Consider the following 16081-nt stretch of genomic DNA (forward strand, 5'->3'; position numbering starts at 1 on the left):
CCATCCTAAAAGGGCCCCATCTTATCAGAGGAGCCGCAGGCGGTGGGCGCGGTGTTCTCGACGAACGGAGACCCACGATGACACTTGGACAATTTCTGAAGGGAAGCGCGATGGCGGCCGTGGCCGGCGCAATGGCGCTGACCGCTTTGCCCACCGAAGCCTTCGCCGCCTCTGCCGAAACGCAGCAACGCTCTCGTGATCGCGACGACCGCCGCGGCAATGCTCGACAGGGGAACGAGCGGATTCGCTGGGATGCCATGCGCCGCGCCGTGCGGCAGAGCGGCGCCCGCAGCGAGCGCCGCGAGGACCGGCGGGAGCAACGGCAGGAGCGTCGCGCGGATCGGCGCGACCGCAATCAGGACCGCCGTGAACATTGGCGCGAGCGGAACCAGGACCGCCGTGAGAACCGGCGCGATCGTAACCGCGATCGCCGTGAGAACTGGCGGGATCGCCGCGACGACCGGCGGGATCGTTGGGACGACCGGCGCGACAACCGCCGGGACCGCTGGGAAGATCGCCGCGACAACCGCCGCGACCGCTGGGACGACAGGCGCGATCGGCGCGACCATCGCGCGTGGAACCGCCGCTGGCGCGACAACAGTCGCTACGACTGGCATCGCTATCGCGCGTCGAACCGGCACGTCTACCGCATCGGCCGCTACTACTCGCCCTATCGCAACTACCGCTACAATCGGGTGAATATCGGGTTCCGGCTGGGTAACCTGTTCTACAGCAACCGCTACTGGATCAACGATCCGTGGCAGTATCGCCTGCCGCCGGCATACGGCCCCTATCGCTGGGTCCGCTACTACGACGACGTGCTGCTGGTGAACACCTATTCCGGCGAAGTGGTCGACGTGATCTACGACTTCTTCTGGTAAGCGCCTCCCCCGCTGCCGGGGTCTCTCAGCCCGGCAGCCCCTTGCAAGCCCCCGCCGGTGCGAACCGGCGGGGGTTCTTGCATGTGCCGTCAGGCCTTGGGCGTTCCGAACGGCAGCATGCGGAACAAGTTACCGTCCCGATCGACCAGCGTGTGCTTGAGCGTGCCGAGGATATGGATCGCCGTGATCACCAGCAGCGTGATCCCCGCCGCCGCATGAATGTGGAATATCTCGCGCGCGCCTTCAGGATCGCTTTCCACCGGCATGGCGGGCAGCGTGAAAATGCCGAACACGTCCACCCCGCTTCCGTATTTCGACATGGCGAGCCAGCCGGCCAGCGGCATGACGATCAGGAGAACATAGAACAGCGTGTGCGTGATCTTCGCCAACCAGCGCTCCCAGGTCGAGAGATGCGCTGCGAGCGGCGGATTCGGCTGAATAAAGCGCCATAGGAGGCGCGCCAGGGCAAGCAACAGCAGGACCACACCGAGCGAGAAGTGATTGGCCATGATTTCGCTGCCTGCTTCGTCGGTGGGGGCGTTCTCCGCCGAGATCGCGATGCGCCACTGCGCAAATACGCCGATGGCCAGCAGCCAGTGCAACAGCATGGCCACACCTGGATAACGATGTCCCGAAGCTTCGTTCATGATCCATCTCCCTCTGGTCCGATGGAGCTGCCCATCGGCCTCCAGACCTCTTGAAGCATACCGGAGCGCTGGTAGGGAAGCGCGATATGACGAAGACCGCGACTATCCCCGACAAGGACGCGCTCAAGCGCGTCGGCGCCTCGGTCCGCAAGCGGCTCGAGGCCGATCCCCAAGCTTACAAGGTTCCGACCGACAAGGCGGAGATTTTCGCCATCGGCGAGTTCCTGAGTCCTGCCGAATGCCAGCGGCTGATCCTGATGATCGACGCCGTGGCGCAACCGAGCACGCTCTACGACACCGACTACTCGACCGGATTCCGCACCTCATATTCGGGAAATCTCGACCCCCGCGATCCGTTCGTGGCCGGCATCTCGCGGCGCATCGACGATTTGCTCGGCATGAAGCCGGAGACGGGCGAGGCGATCCAGGGCCAGCGCTATATGCCCGGTCAGGAGTTCAAGCCGCACAACGACTGGTTCTACACCACCGAAGACTACTGGAAGATGGAGCGCAAGCGTGGCGGCCAGCGGAGCTGGACGGCGATGATCTTCCTCAACGCAGTCGAGACGGGTGGCGACACGCATTTCACCGAAGTCGGGATCAAGATCCCGCCCAAGCCGGGCGTGCTGCTGACGTGGAACAACGCCCTGCCCGACGGCACGCCGAACGAGGACACCATGCACGCCGGCACCCCTGTGGAGAGCGGCGTGAAATACGTCATCACCAAGTGGTATCGCACCCGCAAGTGGGGGTGAGCGGGTAGGCCAACGCCTCAATCGCGCGCGAGGGCCTCGGCAATCAGTCGGCGGCTGTTCTCGATGCCGTAGAGCGCGATGAAGCTGCCCATGCGCGGCCCCTGGCTCGATCCGAGAAGCGTCTCGTAGAGCGCCTTGAACCAGTCGCGCAGCGATTCGAAACCGAACTGCTCGTCCTTGCCGATCTCGTAGACGATTGTCTGCAGGTCCTCGGCCTGGGTATCGGATGCGGCATCAGCTAGCGTCTCGTCGAGCCGACGCAGCGCTGCGGCCTCGTTCGCGGTCGGCGCGCGGCGCTCCAGCGTCGGTGCGACAAAATCGCGGTTGTAGGCGAGCGCAGTGCCAACCAGCACGTCGAGCTCGGGATGCTTCGCCGGATCGGGATCGGCGATGTAGTTGCCGAGGTACGACCAGACCTGCTCGCGCGTCGCGCCCGCGCCGAGCACGCCGACCAGATTGAGCAGCAGCCCGTAGGTCACCGGCAGGGTGTCGCCCGCTCCGGGGGCCTCGGCGTTGTCGAACCCGCCATTCGCGCGGAGCAGGTGCCACGCCGGGTTGCCGAGCTGCTTGTCGAGCTCCTGCTCCGGCAGGCGTGCGCGGAACTGCCAGTAATCGTCTACCGCGCGCGGGATTACGCCGACGTGGAGTTGCTTGGCGCTCTTCGGATTGGGGAAGATGTAGAAGCCGAGGCTCTCCTCGCTGCCGTAAGTCAGCCATTCCTCGATCGTCAGGCCATTGCCCTTCGACTTCGAGATCTTCTCGCCGTTGGCGTCGAGGAACAGCTCGTAGATCAGCCCTTCCGGCTTGCGGCCGCCGAGCACCTGGACGATCTTGCCCGACTGGGTGACGCTATCGGTCAGGTCCTTGCCGCACATCTCGTAATCGACGCCGAGCGCATACCAGCGCATCGCCCAGTCGACCTTCCACTGCAGCTTGGCCATACCGCCTAGCGCCGACTGTTCGACGACCGTGCCATCTTCGTCTGTAAAGCGAACGATGCCTGCCTCCGCGTCGACCACTTCGACAGGTACCTGCAGCACGACACCGGTAGTGGGGCTGATCGGCAGCACGGGCGAGTATGTCCGCCGCCGCTCCTCGCGGAGCGTGGGCAGCATGATGTCGAGGATCGCCTGATTGTTTCGCAGCACCTGCCGCAAAGCATCGTCGAATCCGCCCAAGTTGTAGTGCTCGCTCGATGACATGAACTCGTATTCGAAACCGAAGCGGTCGAGGAATTCGCGCAGCTTGGCGTTGTTGTGGTGCGCGAAGCTGTCGAACCCGGCGTTGAACGGATCGGGAATGCGCGTCAGCGGCTTTCCGAGGTGCTCGGCAAGCATCTCACGGTTCGGCACGTTGTCGGGCACTTTGCGCAAGCCGTCCATGTCGTCGGAAAAGGCGACAAGGCGCGTCTTGCCGTCTTCCGGCTTGGCGCCGATCAGCGCCTCGTAAGCGCGGCGCACGAGGGTTGTGCGCAGGACTTCCTGGAAGGTGCCGATGTGCGGCAGACCCGAGGGGCCATAACCGGTCTCGAACAGGACCGGAGCGCCGCCGGGCTTGCCGTCGGGATAGCGCTTGAGCAACCGCTGCGCCTCCTGGAATGGCCAGGCCTTGGACACGCGGGCGGCTTCGATCAGGGTCTGCTCGGTCATTGCCCGCCTCTCGCGCAAGGCGGCCGATGTTGCAAGTGCGAAGGCACGCACGAGAAAAGGGACGCCCCTCGCCGGAGCGCCCCTTCCCTGCGACCCTCGCGGGTCAGGCGTAGCGCACGGGGCGCCGCGCCAAGGTCGGCCAGTTCGCGGTGTACTCGCTCAGGTCGATCCGCGGACGGCCGTTCTCGAACTTGCGGCCAAGCGACTGGAGGATCAGCCGCGCACGCCGGGCTCGCGCCTTCGTCGAACGGAACGGGTTGGCCCGGTCGGGCTTCGCCGCGATCATCCGCTTGAGCAGCGCGTCACGCTCCTCGAAGGTTTCCGGAAGCTCCGCCGGCAGGGCGACAGCCGCACCGTCGGCGGGCTGGCCGCGATAGTCATCGAGTGGATTGTGGACGTCGCGAGCCAGCTCGGGCTCGCGGACCGCAGCGAGTTCGACGATCGGGGCCGGTTTGTTCTCCACCGGCTCCATTGCCACCGGTTCGGCCTCGCGTTCCGCCACAGCCATCTCGACTTCGCCCGCCCGGCGCGATCGACGCCGGAACCAGGCGAAGGCCATGAATGCCAAGGCAAGCGGAATGAGGCCGACGAGCGCCAGGGCGATCAGGGCGATCCAGTCCGGATCCGTATCGGGCAACGGCTCGGCCACCGCGCCGTCGGGAGCGCTGGCCGCCGTCGGCACCGATGCAGCCGCCGCTTCGACCGGAAGCGAGGCATCGGCAGCGGAGGTTTCAGAAGCCTCCGCTGCCGAGTCCGGCACCGCGACCGGTGCCGCATCACGGGCAGCCTTCGGGGCCGCGGCGGGCGCGCTGCGTTCCGAAACCGGTTCGCGATCGGCCACCGGTGCGGCCGTCTCAGCGGGCGACGCAGCGGCCGCCGCTTCGGGAGCGGTCTCGCCAGCGGTGGCCGAGGGCGCTGGCGGTATATCTAGCACGATGCTTGGCGGCTGCGTTGCCGGAGGCGTGGATACAGTCGCGTCCGGGGCGGCAGTGGCGGGCGGACTCGTTGTTGGTGCCGGGGAGACTGGGAGCTGGAGGATGATCGGCTCAGACGGGGTGGTCGGCGTCGGAGAAGCCGGCGCCGTCTGTGCAAAAGCCGAAGTGCTGCCTAGCGCGAGCATCGCTGCGATCACGATGGGGGCGCTGCGGAGGTGGTGTCTGGTTTTGGGCATAGTCTCTCAAAAACGCGGCACATTTCTGCCATGTTCCTGTTTATCTGCCGTTCAGAGAGGCGAGAGCCGTTGATTTCGCGGCATTTAGCAACTTGATTTCGCGACGGGACGCGGCCTCCGTGCGTTCGGGCGTTGCCCTTGTTTTGCGAATTCGTCGCCCATGTTTACTTTCCGTTCTCGGTCGAGCATCGTCCACCGATGCCCGAGCCGGTGCCTCTCCCCGCCCTCCATGCCAGCCATGCCGGAACTTGGCTGCGAGACGCCAACGGAGACACGCGTGGATGCTCGAAGGGCGAGGCGATCATGGCCGCGGCGGATACGCCGGTGCTGCTGCTCAACGCGCCGCTGGTGGCTACCCGGCTTGGCTATCCCGACCTCTCGGGGCTCGATCTGCTGGAGCTATTCGCTTTCATCTACCCCGCCCGCTTCTGCGTGCCGACCCCCAAGGGACTCGCCCACGCCCTCGGGCTGGAGGAGCCGGCAAACGACGATGCAGTGCCCGCGCTGCTTCAGCAGGCGGCGGGTGCGCTGCTCGAGACTTGCGGCAGCCCGGATTGGGCGGAGCGCGAGGGCGCGTGGTCCGCGCTCCAGTCGCTCGTGCGGCTGCGCTGGCCTTGGGCGCAGGTGCTGGCGCCGCACGTCGTGCGGCCGGAGCGGGCTGAGAAGTGGCTGTTCTCGCGCCTGCCGGAGTGGGAGGAAGCCCCCGATCGCTCACCGCCCGGGCAGGTGCTGATCGAGGAACCGGAGATCGAGGCGCAACTCGCGCACCTCACCGGCGCCGGATCGGAGCGCCGCGAAGGGCAGCGCCTCTACGCGCGCGAGGTCGGCAAAGTATTCGCGCCGCGGGCGAAGCGCGCCGCGCCGCACCTGCTGCTGGCGCAGGCGGGCACCGGCATCGGCAAGACCCTCGGCTATCTCGCCCCGGCCTCGCTCTGGGCCTCGGCCGCACGGGGCACGGTCTGGGTCTCGACCTACACCAAGAACCTCCAGCGCCAGCTCCGCGGAGAAAGCCGCCGCGCCTGGCCCGAACGGCGGGCCGACGGCACCCAGCCGGTCGTGGTGCGCAAGGGACGCGAGAACTATTTGTGTCTGCTCAATCTGGAGGACGCGCTGCAGGGCGGTTTCGGCGGACGTGCTGCGATCCTCGCCCATCTGGTCGCGCGCTGGGCCGCCTACAGCCGCGACGGCGACATGATCGGCGGCGACCTGCCGGGCTGGCTCGGCACGCTGTTCCGCAAGCGCGGGATCGCGGCGCTGACCGACCAGCGCGGCGAATGCGTCTATGCCGGGTGCCCGCACTACCGCAAATGCTTCATCGAACGCGCCGCGCGCGCCTCGGCGCAGGCCGACCTCGTCATCGCCAACCACGCGCTAGTGATGATCAACGCCGCGCGCGGGCGGGATCATGCACAGCGGCCGACGCGGATCGTCTTCGATGAGGGCCACCACGTCTTCGACGCCGCCGACAGCACGTTCGCCGCCGCACTGACGGGTCAGGAAGCGATCGAGCTCCGCCGCTGGATCGTCGGGCCGGAACGCAAGAATCGCGGGCGACGCAGGGGCCTTGCAGCCCGCCTTGCCGACGTCGCGAGCTACGACGAGGCCGGCGGTGAGGCGATCGAGGCTGCGCTCGAAGCAGCGCAGGCGCTACCGTCCGACGGATGGCTTCAGCGCCTCAACGACGGTGAGCCGTACGGCCCGCTCGAAGCGCTCCTCGCGGCGGTGCGGGCATGCACTTACGCACGCGACGAGAGCGGCGGGCAGGAAGCCGGGTACGGCATCGAGACCGAAGCAGCAGGCCTGCCCGGTAGCCTCGTCGAACAGGCGCAGACGGCGCGCGACGCCCTCGCCGCTATCCGCCGTCCGCTGGTCAAGCTGGGCGTGCGGCTCGAAGCTGTCGTCGAGGACGCCCCGGACTGGCTTGATGGCCAGGGCCGTGCCCGGATCGAGGGGGCCCGCCATTCGCTCGCCTGGAGGGTCGACCTGCTGCAGGCGTGGGAAGCGCTGCTCGACCGGCTTGGCGGCCCGGCGGACCCGGAGTTCGTCGACTGGCTGGCGGTCGATCGCAGCGAGGCGCGCGAGTTCGACGTCGGCATCCATCGTCGCTGGCTCGATCCGATGAAGCCTTTCGCGCGCGTCGTGCTGGAGCCGGCGCACGGGGTCATGCTCACCAGCGCGACGCTGCGCGACGGCGACGACTGGCAGAACGCGATCGCTCGCTCGGGTGCGCCGCACATCGAGATCGAGCCCATGCTCGCGCACGCGGAGAGCCCCTTCGACTATGCCACCCGCGCGGAAGTGCTGATCGTCACCGACATAAAGCGCGGTGACCTGCCGGCGCTCGCCGGCGCCTATGCACGCCTGATCGAGGCTGCGAACGGCGGTGTGCTCGGCCTGTTTACCGCAGTGCGGCGCCTGCGCGCGGTCCATGGGCGGATCGCCGACCGTCTCGCACGCGCAGGCCTCCCGCTCTATGCGCAGCACGTCGATCCAATCGATACCGGCACGCTGGTTGACATCTTCCGCGACGATCCCGCGGCGAGCCTGCTCGGTACCGACGCGCTGCGCGACGGGGTGGACGTGCCCGGCCACTCGCTGCGCTGCGTCGTCATGGAGCAGGTGCCATGGCCCCGGCCCGATATTCTCCACCGCGCGCGCCGCGCAGCCAACGGCGGCAGCACCTATGACGACCGCATCATCCGGGCGCGGCTGGCACAGGCGTTCGGGCGGTTGATCCGCTCGAAGGACGACGCGGGCCATTTCGTCGTGCTCTCCTCCGCCTTCCCCAGCAGGCTCCTCAGCGCCTTCCCCACCGGCACGCCTGTCATCAGGCTGACGCTGGCCGAAGCTTTACAACGCGTGGCCGCAGGTGTTTCAGGGGCCGAAGCCGCACGGGAATCGAAGGACCGCCAGCCGTCGTGAAGAGATTGGGATTGCTGCGCCACGCGAAGTCCGATTGGGACGACGTGGGCAAGCGCGACTTCGATCGCGGCCTCAACGCGCGCGGACGCAAGGGTGCACGCCTGATCGGCCGGCACATCGTCGAACATGGCGTCACGTGGGACCTGCTGTTTGCCAGTCCTGCCGAACGCGTGCGCCAGACGCTCACCGCCGCCTTGCCCGATGCAGAACCGCGGTGGGACGAGCGTCTTTACCTCGCCAGCGCCGAAACGATCCTGGACGTTGTACGCGAGAATGCGGGGAGTGCGGACGCCGTGCTCGTCGCCGGACACAATCCCGGCCTGCAGGAAGTGCTCTTCGCACTCGTGCCCCCATCGGCCGAGAACGGGATGTTCGACGAAGCGGCGACCAAATACCCGACCGCGACGTTCGCTGCGTTCGAACTCGACATCGATGACTGGGCAGATCTGGCGCCCGGCTGCGGGCGGCTGGTTCACTTCAAGCGCCCGCGCGACCTCGACCCGAGGCTGGGGCCGGAAGAGTAAGCTAAGCCATCTCGCGCAGGACGCGCGGCCCTGGCCCTTGCTCACCTGCCTTGTCGTCCGGATTGTAGAGCTTGCAATGCTTGAGGCTGAGGCATCCGCAGCCGATGCAGCCGTCAAGGTTGTCGCGCATCGCCTCGAGCTGCGCAATGCGGCGATCCAGGCGGTCGCGGATCGCCTCGCTGATCTTCCACCAGTCGAAACTCGTTGGCGTGCGCCCTTCCGGCAAGCGCTCGAGATGTTCCGCGATCTCCTCCAGCGTCAGCCCGAGCTTCTGCGCGATCAGGATGAAACTGAGGCGGCGGATATCCGAGCGGAGGAATCGCCGCTGGTTGCCGCCGGTGCGGTGGGCTCTCAGCAGGCCCTTGTCCTCGTAAAAACGGATCGCCGAGGTCGAGAGACCCGTGCGGCGGGCGAGCATGCCGATCGGCAGAAGGTCGCTTGCTTTCATATGCGCTCCTTTAACCGACAAAGATACTTGACCTCAAGTCAGGTTGAAGTTGCATGAATGCGGGCACCCGATTCGCCGACGCACGATGCGTCGGCGTAGCAACAAGGAGTGCCAATATGCCCAAGGGCCAACTCGAACACGCCAATCTTACCGTCACCGACCCGCAGCGCAGCGCCGAACTGTTCGAAAAGTTGTGCGGCTGGCACGAGCGCTGGCACGGCCCGGCCATGAATGGCGGCGAGACGATCCATGTCGGCAACGAGATGACTTACCTCGCGCTCTACACCAATCCGGACGCCACCGGCGGCTATGACAAGGGCGTGCCGCTCAACCATGTCGGCCTGCTAGTCGACGATCTGGATGCCGCGGAGAAGATCGTCATCGAAGCGGGCCTGGAACCTTTCGCCCATGCAGATTACGCCCCCGGCCGCCGGTTCTACTTCTTCGACTGGGACCGAATCGAGTTCGAAGTGGTCAGCTACCTCTAAACCGTCCCGCCCCTCTCGTTTTTTGCGGAGCGCAGAACGGGAGGGGCGATCAGGCGTTGCCGACGACGAGGCAGGCCGCCGCCACCAGCGCCCCCGTCCACCGATTGGCACGGAACCGCTCGAGCGGATTTGCCGGATCGGCCGGATCGAGCGTCATGACCTGCCACCCCAGATGAATCGCCGCCGGGGCCAATGCCAGCAGCGCCAGCCAGTCCTCGCGCAGAAACCAGAACGCGAGCGCCCAGAGCGCCACCGCGCCGCCGTAGAACAGCGCCACCCCCGGCTTCACGCGCCGCCCCAACCGCAGCGCAGAGGAACGAATGCCGACGAGTGCGTCGTCCTCCCGGTCCTGCAAGGCATAGACCGTGTCGTAGCCGATTACCCACAGCACGCACCCTGCGTAGAGCGTCGCAAGCACCTCCCAGTTATCGGAACGCAGCGCGATCCATGCGACGGGCGCCCCCCAACTGAATACCAGCCCGAGCCACGCCTGCGGCCACCAGGTGATCCGCTTCATAAAGGGATAGGCGGCCACCAGCGCGAGGCTCGCCAGCGCGACGAGCTGCGCTTGCCACCGCAGTTGCAGCAGCACGACGAGCCCGACGAGGCACAGCGCGAGGAGCCAGGCCCAGGCGAGCTTCTTCGAAACGCGTCCGCTCGCCACCGGTCGCACTGCCGTTCGCGCCACCTGCCGATCGAGCTCGGCATCGACGATGTCGTTGTAGACGCACCCCGCCCCTCGCATCGCCACGCTGCCGATGAAAAACCACAAAAGCAGTTCCCACTGCCAGCCCGCGCCAGCAAGCCAGAGGCCGTAAACGCAAGGCCAGAGCAGCAGCCACCAGCCGATCGGCCGGTCGAAGCGGGCGAGCTGCGCAAGATCGCGCGGCACCTGCGGCAGGCGCGCGACGATCCCGCGATGTTCGCTGTCGGGTACGATCTGCTCGGTCATCGCATTCGCCCTACCGCCGCCGAGGGCGCGCGTCATCCATCGATGCGCAGCCGCACAGCTACGGCCCGGTTTGCCGTGCAAAGTAGATGCGGATCGCGCGCGCCATCACTTCGGCGAAGTTCTCCTGCCCTTCGAGCGTAGCGAGACGCTCGGCATCTGCGGGATTGGTGATGAAGCCGGATTCGTAAAGCACCGCAGGCACATCCGGTGCGCGCAGCACGGCGAGCGCGGCGGAGCGGCGGGGCCGGGGATGAAATACCAGCGTCCCCTCTCCTTCGCGCAGGATCAAGCTCGTGAACTCGGCCGACTCCTCCTGCACGCGGCGTTGCGACAGCTCGATCAGGATTTCGCTCACCTGTTCGCTCTGCCCTTCGATGCGCACGCCGTTGAGACGGTCGGCATTGTTCTCGCGCTCCGCGAACCGCGCGGCCGCTTCGCTCGATGCCTGCGCGGAGAGCGTGTAGATGCTCGCACCGCTCGCCTCGCTGGCCTTCGCAGCGGAATCGGCGTGAATCGAGAGAAACAGATCGGCATTCATCCGGCGCGCGATTTCCGGCCGTTCGCCGAGCACGAGAAAACTGTCGTCCTCGCGCGTCAGCGCCACGCGGATGCCGCCATCCCGCACGAGCCGGTCGCGCAGTGCCAGTGCGAGGCCGAGCGCGATATCCTTCTCGCGGTATCCTTCGACGCTCGCCCCCGGATCCTTTCCGCCGTGGCCGGGATCGATCACGACCAGCGGCCGCGACCGGTCGGGCGGGCCGTGAATTGTCGGCAGGTCGAGGGGCGCGCCAGCCTCGGGAAGGAGCAGACGGACAACGTAGTCTCGTCCAAGATGGGGCACGGGAATCGTGAGACCGAGCGCATAGAGCGCGGCCAGCAATGCCAGCGGCGCGAGGAAAATCAGCCAGATCTGAAGCCGCATGGACATTGCGCAGCGTTGTTACGGTGTTGCGGGCACAGAGCGCAACATGGTTGCCGAACCAGACCGGCAGTGCTAGCGCTGGCAGGCCGATATCCGGTCCATCTAAGCCCGCCTTTCACACTTTCGTGCGGGCCGGCCGGGGAACGATCGGCAAGCTCGGAAGTCCCTTCCCGAGCTTTACGCAACAGGTTGATGCAAGACATGAGAAGCCCCACCCCGCCCCTGACGACGCTGCCGCCGGCATGCGTCGCGGCATGGGCGGACCAGGCGGCGCAGAACAAGCGCATTCGCATGTCCGCAGACACATCATTCCGGCGCCTCTGGACGATCCAGAGCGACCGGTCCGACAATGCCGCCCATCGCAATTCGATCGGCGGTTTCCACACATATGCGCGCGTTCTCCCGACAGGCTTAGGCCTAAGGGCACGCGCACGGAGAATACTGAATGGCAACGCGCATGCTTATCGATGCGCGCCACCCGGAAGAAACGCGGGTGGCGGTGCTCAAGGGCAACCGGATCGAAGAATTTGATTTCGAATCTGCCGAACACAAACAGATCAAGGGCAATATCTACCTCGCCAAAGTCACCAGGGTAGAACCGAGCCTTCAAGCGGCTTTCGTCGATTTCGGCGGCAACCGCCACGGGTTCCTCGCTTTCGGCGAAATCCATCCGGACTACTACCAGATCCCCAAGGAGGATCGCGAGCAACTCCTCGCCGAAGAGGCAGAAGCGGCCGAAGAAGAGGCACGCCTGCGCTCCGAAGAGGAAGATCGCGGCGAGATACCCGGCGACGAGTACGACGCCGACGACGAGACCGGCGAATCGCTGGTCGAGGAATTCGCCGAGGACGGTGTCGAGGAAATCGACACGTCCGAAAAGGCCAAGGTCTCCACGATCGAGGAAGGCCGGGTCGAGAACGACGACAATGACGATGACGGCGACGACGAGAACGGCGACGAGGCCGGTGATTCCCGCCGCGGCCGCCGCGGTCGCGCACGCCGTCAGGGCAAGGGCCGCGCCCGCACGAAGGAAGTCGACGAGGTTCGCGCCCGGCGGCAGGCACTGCGCCGCCGCTACAAGATCCAGGACGTCATCCAGCGCCGCCAGGTGCTGCTGGTCCAGGTCGTCAAGGAAGAGCGCGGCAACAAAGGCGCGGCGCTGACGACGTATCTCAGCCTCGCCGGGCGCTACACCGTGCTGATGCCGAACAGCAGCCACGGTGGCGGCATCTCGCGCAAGATCTCGAGCGCCAGCGACCGCAAGCGGCTGAAGCAGATCGTCGGCGATCTGAGCCTGCCGAAGTCGATGGGCCTGATCGTCCGCACCGCGGGCCTCCAGCGCACCAAGACCGAGATCAAGCGCGACTTCGACTATCTCGCCCGTCTGTGGGACGAGATCCGCGAGAAGACGCTTTCCTCCAGCGCGCCCACCCTGATCCACTCCGACAGCGACCTGATCAAGCGTGCGATCCGCGACATCTACAACCGCGAGATCGAGGAAGTCGTGGTCGAGGGCGAAGCGGGTTACCGCTCGGCCAAGGAGTTCATGAAGCTGCTGATGCCCAGCCACGCCCGGCGGGTGAAGGCCTATTCCGATCCGGTGCCGTTGTTCCAGCGCTACGGTGCGGAAGACCAGCTTCGCGCGATGTACGACCCGGTGGTGCAGCTCAAATCGGGCGGCTATCTGGTCATCAACCCGACCGAGGCCCTGGTTTCGATCGACATCAACTCCGGGCGTTCGACCAAGGAACACGGGATCGAGCAGACCGCACTTGCGACCAACCTCGAGGCGGCGAAGGAAATCGCCCGCCAGCTCCGCCTGCGCGACATGGCCGGGCTGGTCGTGATCGACTTCATCGACATGGAGTACAGCTCCAACATCCGTAAGGTCGAGCGCGCGATGAAGGACGCGCTGAAGAACGACCGCGCCCGCATCCAGGTCGGCCGCATCTCGGGCTTCGGCCTGATGGAGATGAGCCGCCAGCGGCTGCGCACCGGCGTGCTCGAAGCCACGACCCGCGAATGCCCGCACTGCGACGGCACCGGTCTCGTCCGCACCGCATCGAGCGCAGGCCTCTCGGCGCTGCGCCTGATCGAGGACGAAGCGGCCAAGGGCAAGGGCACGGTGATCCGGCTCGCTGCGAGCACCGAAGCGGCGATCTACCTGCTCAACGCCAAGCGCGACGATCTCGTCGAGATCGAGCAGCGCTACAGCGTCAACGTCGAGGTCGTTCCGGAAGGCGAGGAAGAAGGCGCGAAGATGAGCGTCTCCAGCTCCGGTCCCCGCCCCACGCAGGCGCCGAAGTTCGAGCCGATCGTGGACGACGACGAGGATGACGTCGAAGCCGACACCGAGGGTGACGAAGAAGGATACGACGCCCGCGACGAGGACGACGGCGACGCGTCCCGGAAGCGCAAGCGCCGCCGCCGGGGCGGCCGCGGCCGCAACAAGAACCGGGGCGACGACCACGGCAATGGCGACGGTAGCGACGAAGCGTCGGAGGACGGCGAGCGTCGTGAGGAAATCTCTGCCCGCGACGATCGCGATGGCGACGACGAGGACGGAAAACCCAAGAAGCGCCGTCGCCGCGGCGGTCGTCGTCGGCGCGGCAAGGATAGCGAAGCCGGTGACGATACCGTCGGCGAGGCGAAGCCGCTGGAGGATCTGTCGGAGCAGGTCGTCGACGACATGGCTGTAGTCGCCGGCCCCGAAGATTCACCGGAGACGGCCGAAGCGGTTGCCGAAGAAGCACCCAAGCCCAAGAGGCGCACCCGCCGCAAGAAGGTCGAAGAACCTGCCGCCGAAGTCGCCGAGACCCCGGCGGCTGAGGCAGTCCCTGCGGCCGAGCCTGCAGCGGAGGCAGAGGAAGCACCGAAGCCGAAGAGGCGCACCCGCCGCAAGAAGGCAGAGGAAGCTCCGGTCGAAGAGGCCGCGGCCACCACGCCCGAACCGGCAGTGGAAGCGGAGCCTCCGGTCGAGAAGCCCAAGCGTACGCGGCGCAAGAAGAAGGAAGAGCCGGCGGTCCAGGATGCCGCACCGGCCGAGGATACCGTTCCCGCCGAGGAGTCTGCTCCGGCAGAAGCCGCCGAACCGGCGCCCGCGAACGACGCCGGCGACGCGGCAACCGGAGCGCCTCAGCGGCGCGGTTGGTGGCAGCGCACTTTCGGCGAGTAACACCCGCAAGTCATGGCGAGGCGGCTCTTGGGCCCCTCGCCATGACATGCTGCTTGCTACCGATTTCTACAATCCAGCCTTCCTGCCCACGCCCCATTCCATCCATGCGAGGGGGCGCGGCATTCCCGGCAGATAGCGCTCGCCCAGCGGCTCGACGGCGAAGCCGCCCGCAGCGACCGCCGATGTGATCGGGCGAGTCAGATGACAGCCGCCCATAACCGGCTTCCACCAGGGCTCGATCCGGTCCTGCCACCGCGCGACCTTGGGCTCTGGCGCGCGACCGTGCTCGAGGAACAGCAGCCGCCCGCCCGGCCTCAGGATACGGCGCATCTCCCGCAGAACTTGCGTTTGGTCGACTACCGAGCACATCGTGAAGGTGCACACCGCCGTATCGAAGCTGTCGTCCGGAAAGGGGATCGCTTCTCCCACGCCCCGGCGAATGTCGGCTAGCCAGCCCTTCCGCGCGGCTTCCGCGCGTGCATAGTCGAGCAGCTTGTCGCCCGGATCGATCCCCGCGTAGCGCGTGATCGCAGCTCGATCGTAGAGTTGCTGGTTGATCCCGCCCCCACAGCCGAGTTCGAACACTTCGCCGCGTGCCAGCGGGACGACCTTCTCGCGCAACTCTCTGACCGGCTTCGCTCCGCACGCGAACTTGATCAGTCGCGGAGCGCCGTGTCTCTCCCAGAAATCGCGGACGCCCATGGAATTCCCCTCCCGACGCGTCGCAGCATACGAGTTCCGGACCGAATTGCCATGGAAGGGCCCTTCCGGGCCGCATACGACGGGCGCTAGCGAACCTGCCGTGCGCCATCCCCGACCAGCAGGCGTACATCTTCCAGATCCTGCGCCGTATCGACATCCACTGCGGCAAGCCCGTCGCTCGCAGGGACGAGAGCGGCGCGCACACCGATGCCCTCGCCCAGCCGCGCCAACCCTCTGGCGAGCGTCAGCCGACCCAGCCCATAGGACACTAGTAATCCGAGCCCGAGCCGCGCGACGATCTTCCATGGCCGTTTGCGATCGGCCTCGACCCGCGTCCATTCCTCCACGGCGGCCCGCGCCGCTGAAGTCCGCAGGAGGAACAGGTTGCAGCCGGACCAGTGCCCGTCCGCGAAGCGCAGATAAGTCCGCCGACTGCCTGGCATCGCCGCCTCGATCCGGGCGCGTTCCGCCATCATCACCGCGAGGTCGCAGTCAGCCGGCGCCCCCTCAACCAGCCCGGAGACCCATTCGGGGCGCAGCAAGGCATGATCGGCGGTGGTGACGAGGAGCGGTGTGCCGCAAGTCTCGAGCGCACGCAGCACGCTTCCGCTCGGCCCCGCAGCCGGCGGAACGATGTCCGCACCCAGGTCCCGCGCAAGATCCTCCACCGGACCCGCTTCGCAGCAGACGAAGACCCGCGTGCATCCGGCGTCACGCAGCGCTCCGACGACGCGGGTGAGGAGCGGTCGGCCTCCTATCTCGATCAGAGCCTTGTGCGTCACGCCGGCTTCGAGAGCGAGCGGGTCGCCACCCGGCCGGGAGCCGGCCAAAACCAGCGCGTTCAC

Annotated in this window: 14 protein-coding genes; 6 read left to right on the forward strand and 8 right to left on the reverse strand. The window is 66.8% G+C overall.

Annotated features, from left to right (window positions below; genetic code table 11):
- Positions 1 to 77: 77 nt before the first annotated feature.
- Positions 78 to 881, forward strand: coding sequence for an RcnB family protein (locus tag D2V04_RS07825; protein WP_119512803.1), 804 nt, complete (start codon positions 78 to 80; stop codon positions 879 to 881).
- A gap of 89 nt (positions 882 to 970) precedes the next feature.
- On the opposite strand, the gene D2V04_RS07830 is transcribed toward D2V04_RS07825, so the two are convergent.
- Entirely contained in the window at positions 971 to 1528 is a 558-nt protein-coding gene (locus D2V04_RS07830) for a cytochrome b (protein ID WP_119512805.1), read from the reverse strand.
- Between the two features lie 86 nt (positions 1529 to 1614).
- Here D2V04_RS07830 and D2V04_RS07835 point away from each other — a divergent pair, with 86 nt between their 5' ends.
- Positions 1615 to 2283, forward strand: coding sequence for a prolyl hydroxylase family protein (locus tag D2V04_RS07835; protein ID WP_119512807.1), 669 nt, complete (start codon positions 1615 to 1617; stop codon positions 2281 to 2283).
- A gap of 17 nt (positions 2284 to 2300) precedes the next feature.
- Here the strand turns inward: D2V04_RS07835 and D2V04_RS07840 are convergent, their stop codons facing one another.
- Positions 2301 to 3932: a lysine--tRNA ligase gene (locus D2V04_RS07840; protein WP_119512809.1), complete on the reverse strand. Its 1632-nt coding sequence runs from the start codon at positions 3930 to 3932 to the stop codon at positions 2301 to 2303.
- Positions 3933 to 4035: 103 nt separating this feature from the next.
- A complete protein-coding gene (locus D2V04_RS07845) occupies positions 4036 to 4773 on the reverse strand; it encodes a hypothetical protein (RefSeq protein WP_147391797.1) in 738 nt (245 codons plus the stop codon).
- 528 nt (positions 4774 to 5301) lie between these two features.
- Between D2V04_RS07845 and D2V04_RS07850 the strand changes: the two genes are divergently transcribed.
- Both D2V04_RS07850 and D2V04_RS07855 read left to right on the forward strand, forming a co-directional pair.
- Entirely contained in the window at positions 5302 to 8025 is a 2724-nt protein-coding gene (locus tag D2V04_RS07850; RefSeq protein WP_119512970.1) for an ATP-dependent DNA helicase, read from the forward strand.
- Positions 8022 to 8549, forward strand: a complete 528-nt coding sequence (locus D2V04_RS07855; RefSeq protein ID WP_119512812.1) for a SixA phosphatase family protein — start codon at positions 8022 to 8024, stop codon at positions 8547 to 8549. Before D2V04_RS07850 ends, D2V04_RS07855 begins: the two co-directional genes overlap by 4 nt.
- A 1-nt stretch (position 8550) precedes the next feature.
- Here D2V04_RS07855 and soxR read toward each other — a convergent pair whose 3' ends face one another.
- On the reverse strand, positions 8551 to 8997 hold the full coding sequence (gene soxR, locus D2V04_RS07860; protein ID WP_119512814.1) for a redox-sensitive transcriptional activator SoxR: 447 nt from the start codon (positions 8995 to 8997) through the stop codon (positions 8551 to 8553).
- A gap of 116 nt (positions 8998 to 9113) precedes the next feature.
- Between soxR and D2V04_RS07865 the strand changes: the two genes are divergently transcribed.
- Complete coding sequence (locus tag D2V04_RS07865; protein ID WP_119512816.1) at positions 9114 to 9485, forward strand: VOC family protein; 372 nt, start codon at positions 9114 to 9116, stop codon at positions 9483 to 9485.
- Positions 9486 to 9534: 49 nt separating this feature from the next.
- Here D2V04_RS07865 and ubiA read toward each other — a convergent pair whose 3' ends face one another.
- Complete coding sequence (gene ubiA / locus D2V04_RS07870) at positions 9535 to 10437, reverse strand: 4-hydroxybenzoate octaprenyltransferase (protein ID WP_119512818.1); 903 nt, start codon at positions 10435 to 10437, stop codon at positions 9535 to 9537.
- A 58-nt stretch (positions 10438 to 10495) separates the two neighbouring features.
- On the reverse strand, positions 10496 to 11365 hold the full coding sequence (locus tag D2V04_RS07875; protein ID WP_119512820.1) for an N-acetylmuramoyl-L-alanine amidase family protein: 870 nt from the start codon (positions 11363 to 11365) through the stop codon (positions 10496 to 10498).
- Between the two features lie 439 nt (positions 11366 to 11804).
- Between D2V04_RS07875 and D2V04_RS07880 the strand changes: the two genes are divergently transcribed.
- Positions 11805 to 14534, forward strand: a complete 2730-nt coding sequence (locus D2V04_RS07880) for an Rne/Rng family ribonuclease (RefSeq protein ID WP_119512822.1) — start codon at positions 11805 to 11807, stop codon at positions 14532 to 14534.
- Between the two features lie 66 nt (positions 14535 to 14600).
- Here the strand turns inward: D2V04_RS07880 and D2V04_RS07885 are convergent, their stop codons facing one another.
- Positions 14601 to 15236, reverse strand: coding sequence for a class I SAM-dependent methyltransferase (locus tag D2V04_RS07885; protein WP_119512824.1), 636 nt, complete (start codon positions 15234 to 15236; stop codon positions 14601 to 14603).
- Positions 15237 to 15322: 86 nt separating this feature from the next.
- Positions 15323 to 16081 (reverse strand): nucleotidyltransferase family protein, encoded by a 759-nt coding sequence (locus tag D2V04_RS07890; RefSeq protein ID WP_119512972.1) that lies wholly within the window; start codon positions 16079 to 16081, stop codon positions 15323 to 15325.

The sequence above is a fragment of the Pelagerythrobacter aerophilus genome (assembly GCF_003581645.1).
Taxonomy (GTDB): Bacteria; Pseudomonadota; Alphaproteobacteria; order Sphingomonadales; family Sphingomonadaceae; genus Pelagerythrobacter; species Pelagerythrobacter aerophilus.

Bases quoted from the DNA above. Each gene is read 5' to 3' on its own strand.
- D2V04_RS07825 (WP_119512803.1), top strand. From the start codon at position 78: ATGACACTTGGACAATTTCTGAAGGGAAGCGCGATGGCGGCCGTGGCC.
- D2V04_RS07830 (WP_119512805.1), bottom strand. From the start codon at position 1,528: ATGAACGAAGCTTCGGGACATCGTTATCCAGGTGTGGCCATGCTGTTG.
- D2V04_RS07835 (WP_119512807.1), top strand. From the start codon at position 1,615: ATGACGAAGACCGCGACTATCCCCGACAAGGACGCGCTCAAGCGCGTC.
- D2V04_RS07840 (WP_119512809.1), bottom strand. From the start codon at position 3,932: ATGACCGAGCAGACCCTGATCGAAGCCGCCCGCGTGTCCAAGGCCTGG.
- D2V04_RS07850 (WP_119512970.1), top strand. From the start codon at position 5,302: ATGCCCGAGCCGGTGCCTCTCCCCGCCCTCCATGCCAGCCATGCCGGA.
- soxR (WP_119512814.1), bottom strand. From the start codon at position 8,997: ATGAAAGCAAGCGACCTTCTGCCGATCGGCATGCTCGCCCGCCGCACG.
- D2V04_RS07865 (WP_119512816.1), top strand. From the start codon at position 9,114: ATGCCCAAGGGCCAACTCGAACACGCCAATCTTACCGTCACCGACCCG.
- ubiA (WP_119512818.1), bottom strand. From the start codon at position 10,437: ATGACCGAGCAGATCGTACCCGACAGCGAACATCGCGGGATCGTCGCG.
- D2V04_RS07875 (WP_119512820.1), bottom strand. From the start codon at position 11,365: ATGTCCATGCGGCTTCAGATCTGGCTGATTTTCCTCGCGCCGCTGGCA.
- D2V04_RS07880 (WP_119512822.1), top strand. From the start codon at position 11,805: ATGGCAACGCGCATGCTTATCGATGCGCGCCACCCGGAAGAAACGCGG.
- D2V04_RS07885 (WP_119512824.1), bottom strand. From the start codon at position 15,236: ATGGGCGTCCGCGATTTCTGGGAGAGACACGGCGCTCCGCGACTGATC.